General features: G+C 67.6%; 11 protein-coding genes and 1 other RNA gene. 5 read left to right on the top strand and 7 right to left on the bottom strand.

What is annotated here, in order from left to right; translation table 11 throughout:
• Positions 1 to 56: 56 nt before the first annotated feature.
• From pheA to gyrA, 4 genes are read right to left on the bottom strand one after another with little or no spacing between them, the layout of a single operon-like run.
• Positions 57 to 1,160, bottom strand: coding sequence for a prephenate dehydratase (gene pheA, locus VPH43_RS04800; RefSeq protein ID WP_328576515.1), 1,104 nt, complete (start codon positions 1,158 to 1,160; stop codon positions 57 to 59).
• On the bottom strand, positions 1,153 to 2,250 hold the full coding sequence (gene serC / locus VPH43_RS04795; RefSeq protein ID WP_328576514.1) for a 3-phosphoserine/phosphohydroxythreonine transaminase: 1,098 nt from the start codon (positions 2,248 to 2,250) through the stop codon (positions 1,153 to 1,155). Before serC ends, pheA begins: the two co-directional genes overlap by 8 nt.
• Positions 2,250 to 2,861, bottom strand: a complete 612-nt coding sequence (locus VPH43_RS04790; RefSeq protein ID WP_328576513.1) for a hypothetical protein — start codon at positions 2,859 to 2,861, stop codon at positions 2,250 to 2,252. The genes serC and VPH43_RS04790 overlap by 1 nt, the downstream gene beginning before the upstream one ends.
• Positions 2,858 to 5,494 (bottom strand): DNA gyrase subunit A, encoded by a 2,637-nt coding sequence (gene gyrA / locus VPH43_RS04785; protein WP_328576512.1) that lies wholly within the window; start codon positions 5,492 to 5,494, stop codon positions 2,858 to 2,860. The genes VPH43_RS04790 and gyrA overlap by 4 nt, the downstream gene beginning before the upstream one ends.
• Before the next feature lie 276 nt (positions 5,495 to 5,770).
• Here gyrA and ompA point away from each other — a divergent pair, with 276 nt between their 5' ends.
• The 5 genes from ompA to VPH43_RS04760 all read left to right on the top strand — a co-directional run bounded on the left by ompA (position 5,771) and on the right by VPH43_RS04760 (position 9,529).
• Positions 5,771 to 6,436, top strand: coding sequence for an outer membrane protein OmpA (gene ompA, locus VPH43_RS04780; protein ID WP_328576838.1), 666 nt, complete (start codon positions 5,771 to 5,773; stop codon positions 6,434 to 6,436).
• A gap of 76 nt (positions 6,437 to 6,512) precedes the next feature.
• Complete coding sequence (ubiG, locus tag VPH43_RS04775; protein WP_328576511.1) at positions 6,513 to 7,223, top strand: bifunctional 2-polyprenyl-6-hydroxyphenol methylase/3-demethylubiquinol 3-O-methyltransferase UbiG; 711 nt, start codon at positions 6,513 to 6,515, stop codon at positions 7,221 to 7,223.
• On the top strand, positions 7,220 to 7,939 hold the full coding sequence (gph, locus tag VPH43_RS04770; RefSeq protein WP_328576510.1) for a phosphoglycolate phosphatase: 720 nt from the start codon (positions 7,220 to 7,222) through the stop codon (positions 7,937 to 7,939). Before ubiG ends, gph begins: the two co-directional genes overlap by 4 nt.
• Positions 7,940 to 7,952: 13 nt before the next feature.
• Positions 7,953 to 8,313: a transfer-messenger RNA gene (ssrA, locus tag VPH43_RS04765) on the top strand.
• A 19-nt stretch (positions 8,314 to 8,332) separates the two neighbouring features.
• Complete coding sequence (locus VPH43_RS04760; protein ID WP_328576509.1) at positions 8,333 to 9,529, top strand: glycosyltransferase family 9 protein; 1,197 nt, start codon at positions 8,333 to 8,335, stop codon at positions 9,527 to 9,529.
• Here VPH43_RS04760 and VPH43_RS04755 read toward each other — a convergent pair.
• From VPH43_RS04755 to VPH43_RS04745, 3 genes are all read right to left on the bottom strand, one after another.
• Positions 9,511 to 10,272 (bottom strand): hypothetical protein, encoded by a 762-nt coding sequence (locus VPH43_RS04755; RefSeq protein WP_328576508.1) that lies wholly within the window; start codon positions 10,270 to 10,272, stop codon positions 9,511 to 9,513. The genes VPH43_RS04760 and VPH43_RS04755 overlap by 19 nt on opposite strands.
• Before the next feature lie 107 nt (positions 10,273 to 10,379).
• The gene (locus tag VPH43_RS04750; protein ID WP_328576507.1) at positions 10,380 to 11,207 is read right to left on the bottom strand and encodes an IclR family transcriptional regulator; all 828 of its coding nucleotides are present in this window, start codon (positions 11,205 to 11,207) and stop codon (positions 10,380 to 10,382) included.
• A gap of 66 nt (positions 11,208 to 11,273) precedes the next feature.
• Positions 11,274 to 12,491, bottom strand: coding sequence for a GGDEF domain-containing protein (locus VPH43_RS04745; protein ID WP_328576506.1), 1,218 nt, complete (start codon positions 12,489 to 12,491; stop codon positions 11,274 to 11,276).

Genomic DNA, 12,491 nt, shown 5'->3' with positions numbered 1-12,491 from the left:
GCGCTGAGCGCCCCCACGGGGGGCAGTGAACGAAGTGAGCGTGGGGGCTCGTCATATCAGTGGACGTCGAGCGGATAGGTGCCAAGGATCTTGAAGAAGGCGCAGGCTGCGCGCAGTTCGTGCAGTGCGGCGTCCACGTGGGGCTGGTCCGGGTGACCTTGCAGGTCGATGTAGAAGTAGTACTCCCACTGGCCCGAGCGGGCCGGGCGGGATTCGAAGCGCGTCATGGACACGCCGTTGCGCTTCAGCGGCACCAGCATGTCGTGAACGGCACCCGGCCGGTTGGTGACCGAGACCACCAGGCTGGTGCAGTCATGGCCCGAGGCCTTGGGCTGCGGGTGGCGATCGGGCCGGGTGACGATGGCAAAACGCGTGCGGTTGTGCGGATCGTCCTGGATGCCGGGTGCCACCACATGCAGGCCGTATTCGCTGGCCGCGCGCACGCTGGCGATGGCGGCCAGCGACGCGTCCTGCGCGGCCAGCCGGGCGCCTTCGGCGTTGCTGGACACCGGCCGTCGCTCGGCGTGCGGCAGGTGGTTGGAGAGCCAGCCGTGGCATTGCGCCAGCGCTTGGGGGTGCGCACAGACCGCTTGCACGCCCTGCAGCCCGTCGTCGCGCCGCAGCAGGTTCTGGCGCACGTACAGGCTGGTCTCGCCGATGATGAACAGCGGCTCGGTGAGGAACAGGTCCAGCGAGCGGGCCACCACGCCTTCGGTGGAGTTCTCCACCGGCACCACGCCGAAGTCGGCGGCGCCCGCGCTCGTCATGCGGAACACCTCGTCGATGCTGGCGCAATGCACCCGCACGATGGAGGCGCCGAAGAAGCCGAGCGCGGCTTCCTCGCTGAAGGTGCCGGCCGGGCCGAGGTAGGCCACGCGGGTGGGCGTTTCCAGCGCACGGCAGGCCGACATGATCTCGCGCCAGATCGGCGCCACGCTTTCGGTCTTGAGCGGCCCCGGGTTGCGAGCTTTCAAGCCGTCGATCACCTGCGCCTCACGCTCGGGGCGGAACACCACCGAGCCTTCCTTCTTCTTGAGTTCGCCCACCGCCAGCGCCAGGCCGGCGCGGCGGTTCAGCAGGTCCAGCAGGTCGCGGTCGACGGCGTCGATCTGCTCGCGCAGCGCCAGCAGATCGGGTGTTGGGGCGGCAGCATCAGCCATGGCGGGCCGCGAACTCGCGCATGTAGCTCACCAGCGCCTGCACGCCCTGCAGCGGCATTGCGTTGTAGATGGAAGCACGCATGCCACCTACGCTCTTGTGGCCCTTGAGCTGCAGCAGTGCACGCTCCTTGGCACCGGCGAGGAAGCTGTCGTTGAGCTTTTCGTCGTGCAGGAAAAAGGGTACGTTCATGCGCGAGCGGCAGTTGGCAGCCACCCGGTTGACATAGAAGCCGCCGGAGCCGTCGATGCACTCGTACAGCAGGCGCGCCTTTTCGACGTTGCGTTGCTCGATGGCCGCGATGCCGCCCTGGCGCTTGAGCCAGTTGAACACCAGCCCGGCGATGTAGATACCGTAGGTGGGCGGCGTGTTGAACATCGACTGGTGCTCGGCCACGGTCTTGTAGTCGAAGGCCGAGGGGCAGATCGGCAGCGCATGGCCCAGCAGGTCTTCACGCACGAACACCAGCGTCAGGCCGGCGGGGCCGATGTTCTTCTGGGCGCCGCCGAAGGCCAGGCCCAGGCGTGACCAGTCCACCGGCCGCGAAGCCATGTGCGAGGAGATGTCGGCCACCAGCGGCGCGTCGCAGCCCAGCGCCTTGAGGTCGGGCAGCGTGTGCATCTCGACGCCGTTGATGGTTTCGTTGCTGCACACGTGCACGTACGAAAGGCCATCGCGCAGCTGCCAGCTGGAAGGATCGGGCAGGCGGGTGTGGCCGTCGGCCTGGTTGCTGGCCGCCACGGCCGCATCGCAATAGCGCTGCGCTTCCTTGTGCGACTTCTGCGACCAACTGCCGGTGATCACGAAGTCGGCCTTGCCACCACGCGACAGGTTCAGCGGCACGATCGCGTTTTCGCCCAGGCCACCACCTTGCATGAAGAGGATGCGGAAGTGAGCCGGCACCGCGAGCAGCTCACGCGCCAGTGATTCCGCTTCTTCATAGATCGAGATGAACTCGCGGCCGCGATGGCTCATCTCCATCACGCCCATGCCGCTGCCATGCCAGTTCAGCATGTCGGCAGCGGCCTCGCGCAGCACCTCTTCGGGCAGCGCTGCGGGCCCCGGAGCGAAGTTGTACGCGCGCTGGTCCATCACTTCTTCTTGGCGGGGGCCGCGCCCGACGCCGCAGGGCCGGCCGGTTGCGCCGGCTGCACGCCCAGGTGCTTGGCCATGGCGGCCTGCATCGCGCGCGCCTTGGGTTCGATGGCGGGCCGCACATCGGCTGCCAGCTTCTCCACCAGGCCCTTCTGGATCTCCGGCACCATCTGCTGGTACTTGCGCACCACGGGCGATTCCAGCCAGCCTGCCAGCTGCTTGAGTTCGTCCTCGCTGAAGCGCTCTTCGAGCATGGGGCCGATGATGGTGGGCGCCAGCTTGCCGGCGCGTTCCCGCACCAGCGGCACCGCTTCATCGAGGTACTTCTTGATGTCGGCCTGGATGTCCTTCATCACGGCCTCGCGCTTGTCGGCCGGCACCTTGCTCTGCAGCGCCATGTTGGCCTGCGGCGCCAGCTGGGCCACGGGTTCTTCGGCCAGCTGCTGGGCCATGTTCTCGATGCCGGGCTGCTGCAGCTTCAGCACGCGCTGGACCAGCTCCTTCTTGGCAGGCGACGACGGGGCCGGTGCGCTGGCGGCGCTGCCTTGTGCGTGGGCGGCGGAAGCAAAAGCCAGCGAAAGTGCCAGCGTCAGGATGCGGAATTTCAAGAGTTGTTCTCCTCGCCGGGGGTGCCGGCGATGTCGGTGTCGGTGTCGACGTTGGCATCGTTCTCGACGATGCGTTGCAGGCCGATCAGCTGTGAGCCGTCGTCCAGCGCGATGAGGGTCACGCCCTGGGTGGCGCGGCCGAGTTCGCGGATCTCGCGTACCCGGGTGCGCACCAGCACGCCCTTGTCGGTGATCAGCATGATCTCGTCTTCCGGGCGCACCAGGGTGGCGGCAACCACCTTACCGTTGCGCTCGCTTTGCGAGATGGCGATCATGCCCTTGGTGCCGCGGCCGTGGCGGGTGTACTCGACGATGGAAGTGCGCTTGCCGTAGCCGTTTTCGGTGGCGGTCAGCACGCTCTGCGTCTCGTCCTCGGCCACCAGCATGGCAATGACCTGCTGGCCTTCCTCGAGCATCATGCCGCGCACGCCGCGGGCCTGGCGGCCCATGGCGCGCACATCGTCCTCGTCGAATCGCACCGCCTTGCCGCCGTCGGAGAACAGCATCACGTCGTGCTTGCCGTCGGTGAGCGCGGCGCCGATGAGGAAGTCGCCCTGGTCCAGGTCCACTGCGATGATGCCGGCCTTGCGCGGATTGCTGAACTCGTCCAGCGAGGTCTTCTTCACGGTGCCCAGCGCGGTGGCCATGAAGATGTAGTGGTCTGCCGGGAAGGTGCGGAACTCACCGGTGAGCGGCAGCACCACGGTGATCTTCTCCTCCGGCTGCAGCGGGAACATGTTGACGATCGGCTTGCCGCGCGAGTTGCGCGAGCCTTGCGGCACCTCCCACACCTTCAGCCAGTACACGCGGCCGCGGTTGCTGAAGCACAGGATCCAGTCGTGGGTGTTGGCGATGAAGAGCTGGTCGATCCAGTCGTCTTCCTTCGTCGCGGTGGCCTGCTTGCCGCGGCCGCCGCGCTTCTGGGCGCGGTATTCGGTGAGCGGCTGGCTCTTGATGTAGCCGGTGTGGCTGAGCGTCACCACCATGTCGGTGGGCGTGATCAGGTCTTCGGTGCCCAGCTCCAGCGCGTTGTGCTCGATGTGGCTGCGGCGGGCCGCCAGCTTGCTCTGCCCGAACTCGGTTTTCAGCGAGGTGAGTTCCTCGCCGATGATGAAGGTGACACGCTCCGGCTTGGCCAGGATGTCCAGCAGATCGGCGATCTGCGCCATCACGTCCTTGTACTCGCCGATGATCTTGTCCTGCTCCAGGCCGGTCAGGCGCTGCAGGCGCATCTGCAGAATTTCGCTGGCCTGGTCGTCGGACAGGCGGTACAGGCCGTCGGTCTGCATGCCGTAGTGCGGCGGCAGGCCTTCGGGGCGGAAGGCGTCGCGCCCGCCCGGCGTGTCGGCCTCGGCGCGCACCAGCATCTCGCGCACCAGCGACGAGTCCCAGCTCTTGCTCATCAGCGCCTGCTTGGCCACCGGCGGGGTGGGCGAGGTCTTGATGGTCTCGATGAACTCGTCGATGTTCGCCAGCGCCACCGCCAGGCCTTCGAGCACATGGCCGCGCTCGCGCGCCTTGCGCAGCTCGAACACGGTGCGGCGGGTGATCACCTCGCGCCGATGGTCCAGGAAGACGTCCAGCAGCTGCTTCAGGTTGCACAGGCGCGGCTGACCGTCGATCAGCGCCACCATGTTCATGCCGAAGGTGTCCTGCAGCTGCGTCTGCTTGTACAGGTTGTTCAGCACCACCTCGGGCACTTCACCGCGCTTGAGCTCGATGACCACCCGCATGCCGGACTTGTCCGACTCGTCCTGGATGTGGCTGATGCCTTCGATCTTCTTGTCGTTGACGAGCTCGGCGATGCGCTCGAGCAGCGTCTTCTTGTTCACCTGATAGGGGATCTCGTCGACGATGATCGCCTGGCGTTCGCCCTTGCCGATGTCCTCGAAGTGGCACTTGGCGCGCATGATCACCTTGCCGCGCCCGGTGCGGTAACCCTCGCGCACCCCGGTGATGCCGTAGATGATGCCGGCAGTGGGGAAGTCCGGCGCCGGCACGATCTCCATCAGCTCCTCGAGCGTGGCCTCGCTGTTCTTCAGCAGGTGCAGGCAGGCGTCCACCACCTCGTTGAGGTTGTGCGGCGGGATGTTGGTGGCCATCCCCACCGCGATGCCGGCCGAGCCGTTGATCAGCAGGTTGGGCAGGCGGCTGGGCAGCACCAGCGGCTCTTTTTCCGACCCGTCGTAGTTGGGGCCGAAGTCGACGGTTTCCTTGTCGATGTCGGCCAGCATCTCGTGCGCAATCTTGGCGAGGCGGATTTCGGTGTACCGCATGGCCGCGGCGTTGTCGCCGTCCACCGAGCCGAAGTTGCCCTGGCCGTCCACCAGCATGTGGCGCAGGGAAAAGTCCTGCGCCATGCGCACGATCGCGTCGTACACCGCGGTGTCGCCGTGCGGATGGTACTTACCGATCACGTCGCCGACGATACGCGCCGACTTCTTGTAGGGCCGGTTCCAGTCGTTGTTCAGCTCGTGCATCGCGAACAGTACGCGCCGGTGCACGGGCTTGAGGCCGTCGCGCGCGTCGGGCAGCGCACGGCCGACGATCACGCTCATCGCGTAGTCGAGGTAGGAACGCCGCATCTCCTCTTCGAGACTGACGGCGATGGTTTCCTTGGCGAACTGGGTCATGGAGGCAGGCGGGCTCGATCCACTGGCTGAAGGGCTCAGCCGCGAAAGGCTCAGGGGGTTGGAACACCGATTCTAAAGGGCGGTGCCTGTAGCACCAGCGCAACAAGGCTCCTGCCCGACATGGCCTGGAAGCCCAAAATGACTAGCATCCGATGAGTCGGCTGGCACAATGGGTCATCGGTGGTGAGCGCTCGCCAAACCGGGCGTTTGCCAGGTTATCTCGCTTCCGATTTGGACGTTTCGCAGGCTTCTGCGGCTTTCCTTGAGAGGAGAATCATGAAGAAACTCAACAGTGTGGCGGTGCTTTTTGCATCAGCTGCGCTCGTCGCTCCGCTGGCGGCCTTTGCACAGGTCAAGACCGGTGGAGACAACTGGCGCGCAGCCGATGGCACCGTCTGGAAGAACGGGACCAATGAACTCTGCTGGCGCGATGCCAACTGGACACCCGCTACGGCAGATGCCGATTGCGACGGTGCCCTGAAGCCGCCGCCGCCGCCCCCGCCGGTGGCTCCCCCGCCGCCCCCGCCGGCTCCGGCCCCGGTGGCTCCGCCCCCGCCGCCGCCTGCTCCGCCCGCGCCGGTGAGCGAGAAGGTCACGTTCGCTGCTGACACCTTCTTCGACTTCGACAAGGCTGTGCTCAAGCCCGAAGGCAAGGCCAAGCTGGATGACCTGGTCAGCAAGACCGGTGGCATCAACCTCGAGGTGATCATCGCTGTCGGCCACACCGACTCGGTGGGTACCGACGGCTACAACCAGAAGCTCTCCGTCAAGCGTTCCGACGCGGTGAAGAACTATCTGGTGAGCAAGGGCATCGAGAAGAACCGCGTGTACACCGAAGGCAAGGGCGAGAAGTCGCCTGTGGCCGACAACAAGACCTCCGAAGGCCGCGCCAAGAACCGCCGCGTGGAAATCGAAGTGGTCGGTACCCGTACCAAGAAGTAATCCAGCGTCTGGTTGGTTGCTTGAAGCCCCGCCTCGGCGGGGCTTTTTGTTTTCCGACTCGGTACCATTGGGGAATATGACTGCCACCGTCAACGCCGATCCCCAGGAGCTCGCCAAATTCAGCGAGCTGGCCCACCGCTGGTGGGATCCGAACAGCGAATTCAAGCCGCTGCACCAGATCAACCCCCTGCGGCTGGACTGGATCGACAGCCTGGCGCGCCTGCCGGGCAGGCGTGTGGTGGACGTGGGATGCGGTGGCGGCATCCTGGCCGAGTCCATGGCCAGGCGCGGTGCGTCGGTGCTGGGCATTGACCTGGCGACCAAGCCCCTGCGCGTCGCGCAGCTGCATGCCATGGAAGCTGGCGTCGAGCAGCTGCAATACCGCGAGGTGCCTGCCGAAGCACTGGCCGTCGAGATGCCGGGTGCCTTCGACGTCGTCACCTGCATGGAGATGCTGGAGCATGTGCCCGAGCCCGCCTCCATCGTGCGTGCCTGCCACGCGTTGGTGAAGCCGGGTGGCTGGGTGTTCTTTTCCACCATCAACCGCAACGCCAAGGCGTTTGTCTTTGCGATCGTCGGTGCGGAACATGTGCTGAAGCTGCTGCCCAAGGGCACACACGAATACGCCCGCTTCATCCGTCCGAGCGAACTGGCGCAGTGGTGCCGTGACGCCGGCCTGGTGCTGCAGCAGACCCGTGGCATGGAATACAACCCGCTGACCCAGCGCTGCTGGCTGTCCGGCGACACCAGTGTCAATTACCTGGTGGCCTGCAGGAAGCCGGCATGACGACCACGCTGAACACGATCGAGACGGATCGCGTGGTGACGGCTTCCGATCCAGGCACCAGGGTGCGGGCGGTGCTGTTCGACCTGGATGGCACGCTGATCGACAGCGCGCCGGACCTTGCGGCCGCTGCCAACTGGTTGCGCCAGGCGCGCGGCCTGGAGGCCTTGCCCTACGAAGCGCTGCGCCCGATGGTGGGCGCTGGCGCACGCGGCATGGTGGGGGCCGCTTTCGGCATCGGCCCCGGTGATGCGGACTTCGAGAGCCTGCGCGACGCGTTCCTGGCGCGTTATGCCCAGGTGCTCACACAACGCACGGCCGTCTTTGCCGAGGTCGAGCCCCTCTTGCTCGCGCTGGAGCGCTCCCGCATGCCGTGGGGCGTGGTGACCAACAAGGCCACCCGCTTCACCGCGCCGGTGCTGCAGGGCCTGGGGCTGGACCGCCGGGCCGCCGTGGTGATCTGCGGAGACACCACGCCGCACGCCAAGCCGCACCCCGAGCCGCTGCTCGAGGCGGCACGCCGGCTGGGCTGTGAGCCGGGCCAGTGCATCTATGTGGGCGATGATGCACGCGACGTGCAGGCCGGCCGGGCCGCCGGCATGGCGACCTTTGCCGCCAGCTGGGGCTACCTGGGGCAGGAAGCGCCCGTGGCCCAGTGGGGCGCGGACAAAGTGCTGGAATCGCCGGGCGAACTCTTGAATTGGCTGGGATTGGCCTAAACTCTCGTTTCCTGGGGCCGACCTGGTTTCGACGTGGGTACGGATCCGGCGCAGGGCATGCCGAGCACCAGTCAGCTCGTAAATCCATCTGGAAACAAAGTAACTGCGAACGACTCTTCGTACGCTCTCGCCGCTTAACACCGGTGAGCCTCTCAACGGTTGGCCAATGGGCCGTGCTCGCAAGGGCTGAGAGGTCATTCACATTGGCTGGTTCTGAGCTGGGTCACTCGGCTCAGAACGAGATTCAGTGACTGGCGATGTTGGTAGCGTGCTGCTGCGCGACCGCATCGTGAGACTCAGATCAGTCAGCTAAGCATGTAGAACTGTCCGGTGATGGCTTGCGGACGCGGGTTCGATTCCCGCCGGCTCCACCATCTCTTTTTCTGACGCAGCGTGCCGCTCCAGGCACGTGTGCTGCTGCTGGGCATGGCCATGAGCAGCGACGCCCACAGCCCTTTCCCACCCGCTGGCGGCCGGCTTCCCGATGTGCGGCAGATCGCGGTGTTGCGCGCCAATGCGGTGGGTGACTTCATCGTCACGCTTCCCGCGCTCACGGCGCTGAAACGCGCCTATCCGCACGCTGAGCTGGTGCTGCTGGGCAAGCGCTGGCATGCCGATTTCCTGCGCGAGCGGTCGGGGCCGGTGGACCAGGTGATCGAGTTGCCGGCCGTGCCCGGCGTCAGCGTGGATCCGAATGCTCCGTTCGAGCCCGGTGCCGTGCAAGCGCTGGTGGACCGGCTGCGCGCGCGCCGTTTCGACCTCGCAGTGCAACTGCATGGCGGCGGGCGCTACAGCAATCCTTTCGTGCGGCGGCTGGGCGCTCGCCTCAGCGTCGGCCTGTGCGCGCCGGACGCCGAGCCGCTGGACCGGAACCTGCCCTATGTGGACGATCACCATCCGGTGAGCCTGCAGCTGCTGGAATGTGTGGGGCTGGCCGGTGCAACGAGTGCGCCCCTGGAGCCGCAGCTGGCCCTGCGGCCGGGCGATGTGGCGGAGGCGGCTGCCGTGGTGCCGCCGACGCCGGCGCCCTTGCTGGTGCTGCAGCCGGGTGCCAGCCATGCGCAAAAGCGCTGGGCGCCGGAGCGTTTTGCTGCCGTGGGCGACGCCTTCGCTGAACGCGGCGCGGTGGTGGCGGTGCATGGCAGCGCCCCGGAAAGTGCGCTCACCTCGGCGGTGTGCCGCGCCATGCGCCAGCCTGCCATCGACCTGGCCGGCCGCTTGTCGGTCGGTGGCTTGGCAGGCCTTCTGGCGCGCGCGCGGTTGCTGGTGTCCAACGACACCGGACCGGTGCACCTGGCGCGCGCACTCGGCACCCCGACCGTGGCGATCTTCTGGGTCGCGAATGTGCGCAGCTTCGGGCCGTTAAGCACGCGCACCCAGCGGGTGGCGACCTCATGGCGCATGAACTGCCCGCTGTGTGGCCGCAACGCCATGACCGACGCCTGCCCGCACGAGGTGTCGTTGGTGGATGACGTGCCGGTCCAGGCCGTGCTCGAACTCGCCGATTCGCTGTGGGACGACTGCCCGGGCGACCAGGGGTCGACTTCGCCTGGCCCTGAAAATACCGAGCTTCAGGTGGCCGACCAGTAGGCGCCGGCATACCCACGGTACGGGTTGCCATAGGCTTGGCGACCGGCTTCCTGGTGTTCGGCGATGAAGCGCTCGATGTGCTCGGGCGACGCTCCCTTGAGCATTTCCTTCAGCACGCCATCGGGCAGCAGCGCGCGGTAGCGCACCGCGATGCCGGCATACGCAGCGCCTTCCGGCAGGTCCTTGGGTACGCGGGTCGGGTCGAAGAACCGGCTTTCACCGAATTCGCTGTCATGTTGCCGGCGCACCTGCCGGGCCGCGGCGAGGATGCCCTCAATCACATCGCTCAGGCTGCGGCCGCTCATCTTGGCCTGCCAGGCCGCGCGCAGGAACAACAGCTCGCCCGGCTCCACGCCGGGACACGCGCCTTGGTATGCAGCGGTGAGGCAGTGGTCGCCAGCGGCCAGCAGCCGCTGGGTTTCGGTGGGTTCGCGTTCGAGCAGTTGCAGCACCTGGCCCAGCGATGAACCGTCAAGAAAGCGCTCGGCCGGCATCTCGTAGCCGGGGTCGCCGGGGTGGTGGTGGTCCACGCGCAGCGCTGGTGTTCGGCCCACGATGCCGCACTCGACAAACACGGCGGGCGCCTTGGGTGGCAGCACGGCGGAGCGCGCAACGCCGTCCAGGCCGGCCCGTACCACGCCGTCGGCCAGATAGGCGGTCTGAGCCGTGGTGCGCCGGCCTTCGCGGGCTGCGTGCAGGCAGGCGAAGCCGGCGGAGGTGACGGTCTTTTCGATTTCGCGCATCTCGGGGTCCTGCGCCCCGAGCACGAAGATGCACTCTCTGTCGATCAATGGGGGTCGTGTGTTCTGGTGGTGTCCACTTGCGACCCCGTCGGTACCGTGAACGTTCCCTACAGCGCGGCAGCCTTGGTGCCCAGCAACTGCGAGATGCGGTCCGCCGCACTGCGCAAGCGTGGCAGGAAGTGGGTGAGCATGTGCTCGGGCGGCGTGCGATTGAACTGGCCGCTGATGTTCAACGCAGCGATCGTGCGGCCGCCGCGGTCCAGGATGGGTGCGGCCAGCGATACCAGACCCTCTTCCAACTCCTGGTTGACGAGCGCCCAGCCCTGCTCGCGCGTCTGCGTAACGATCCGCATCAGCGCGGCCACGTCCACCACGGTGCGCGGCGTGCGGGCTTCGAGCGGGCTGGCGTGCAGGCGGCGTTCCAGCTCGTCGGGCGGCAGGCCGGCCAGCAGCACCCGGCCCATCGAGGTGCAATAGGCCGGCAGGCGGCTGCCGATGCCGAGGTTGATGCTCATGATCTTGTGCGTGGGCACACGCAGCACGTACACCAGCTCGGTGCCGTCCAGCACCGCGGCCGAGCAGGACTCCTTCACCTGCGCGACGAGCTCTTCCATCACCGGCTCGGCCAGGTTCCACAGCGGCAGGGACGAGAGGTACGCAAACCCGAGGTCGAGGATCTTGGGTGTGAGCCGGAACTGGCGGCCCTGGCATTCCACATAACCCAGGCCTTCCAGCGTGAGCAGGATGCGGCGGGCGCCGGCCCGGGTGAGGCCGGTGCGGGCCGCCACCTCCGACAGCGACTGGCTGGGCGCGTGGGCGCTGAACGAGCGAATCACTGCCAGGCCGCGGGCGAAGGACTGCACATAGGTGTCGCCCGGCCGGGGTGCGGCAGGGGCGTCGGAAGGCGAGCCGGGGAGGGCGGCAGCGTTGCTCATGGGCCAGGGAAGCGGCGCGATGGGGACCCGCGCATTATGGGCGGCGCCCGGTGGGCGCCATGGCCGCTACGTGGGGGTCAGCCCGAGGCGCCGGCTTTCGCCGAAGACAGGTTGATCCTCGTCGCCATGCGCGGTCACTGCACGTCCGCGACCCTGCCGCTTCGCTTCATACAAGGCCTGGTCGGCCCGGTGCAGCGCCTCGGCCAGCGTTTCGCCGGCAAGCGTCTGCACCACCCCGAAACTCAGCGACAAGGGTGGCAGCCCCAGCGGCTCGGTGCGCATCTGCACCCGTGCGGCGATGCGCGAGGCCACCGCCATGGCGTCGCTCACGTCGGTGCGCGGCAGCAGCAGCACGAACTCGTCCCCGCCATGCCGGCCCGCCACGTCGCAGGCGCGCAGCGTCTCCTGGGCGCAGCGCGACACCAGCTTGAGCGCCCGGTCGCCGGCCGCATGGCCCAGTACGTCGTTGATGCGCTTGAAGTGGTCGATGTCGAACATCAGCACCGCAGCGGTGCCGGGTGGGTCGCGTTCCAGCACGCGCCGCGCCAGCTCCTGGAAGCGCCGGCGGTTGGGCACGCGGGTGAGCATGTCCACGTTGGCCAGGTAGCGCAGCCGGCGGCGCGAGTCGCGCAGCTCGCGCTCGGTGCGTTCGTAGGTGAGCAGCAGGGTGAGGTACACGGTGATCAGCGACACGGTCACCGCCAGCAGCACCCCGCTGGCCTGCAGCAGCAGCAACGCCTGGGCCGGCGCCGGCGCCGGCGCGGCATACACCGCGCGTCCCAGTTGCACCCCGGCCACGGCGCCGAGGAAGCCGCCGATGGCGCGCAGGGCCATGCTGTCGCGGTGGGAGCCGGCCCACAGCAGCCGGCTGGCCACCCAGGCATGCAGCACCGCCGACGCGAGTGAAAAAGCCGCCATGCGCGCCAGCAGCGGCGCCTGCATCAGCCAGGGCAGGGCCCACGCGCCATAGGCGGCTGCCAGCAGGGCGGCGTCCACCCAGGCGGGCGAGGGCAGCGGTTGCCGGGCGTGGAAGCGGCGCAGCCCCACCAGGGTGATCACCGGCCACTGCAGCAACAAGGCGTGCATCATGGCGACGGCCGCCGGTGAGGAGGGCAGCAGCCCGGCCTGCAGGGCCACGCCGGCGCAGCTCAGCCACTGGGCACTCACCCACCACCAGTAGCCCCGATACACCCGCTGCACACTGCCGAACACGGTCATGACCCCTGCCGCCAGCAGCATGAGAGCGGTGCTGAACAGCAGCAGGGTGGGCAGGTGGATGTCCAT

It is taken from the genome of Ideonella sp. BN130291, from assembly GCF_036231905.1.
In the GTDB taxonomy this organism is placed as follows: Bacteria; Pseudomonadota; Gammaproteobacteria; order Burkholderiales; family Burkholderiaceae_C; genus CAMLIZ01.
Note: the sequence above shows the minus strand (reverse complement) of the source record. Positions and strands in the feature narration are given on the sequence as shown.

Coding starts and splice junctions, on each gene's coding strand:
- pheA (WP_328576515.1), bottom strand. CDS start 1,160: ATGGCTGATGCTGCCGCCCCAACACCCGATCTGCTGGCGCTGCGCGAG.
- serC (WP_328576514.1), bottom strand. CDS start 2,250: ATGGACCAGCGCGCGTACAACTTCGCTCCGGGGCCCGCAGCGCTGCCC.
- gyrA (WP_328576512.1), bottom strand. CDS start 5,494: ATGACCCAGTTCGCCAAGGAAACCATCGCCGTCAGTCTCGAAGAGGAG.
- ompA (WP_328576838.1), top strand. CDS start 5,771: ATGAAGAAACTCAACAGTGTGGCGGTGCTTTTTGCATCAGCTGCGCTC.
- ubiG (WP_328576511.1), top strand. CDS start 6,513: ATGACTGCCACCGTCAACGCCGATCCCCAGGAGCTCGCCAAATTCAGC.
- gph (WP_328576510.1), top strand. CDS start 7,220: ATGACGACCACGCTGAACACGATCGAGACGGATCGCGTGGTGACGGCT.
- VPH43_RS04755 (WP_328576508.1), bottom strand. CDS start 10,272: ATGCGCGAAATCGAAAAGACCGTCACCTCCGCCGGCTTCGCCTGCCTG.
- VPH43_RS04750 (WP_328576507.1), bottom strand. CDS start 11,207: ATGAGCAACGCTGCCGCCCTCCCCGGCTCGCCTTCCGACGCCCCTGCC.
- VPH43_RS04745 (WP_328576506.1), bottom strand. CDS start 12,491: ATGGACATCCACCTGCCCACCCTGCTGCTGTTCAGCACCGCTCTCATG.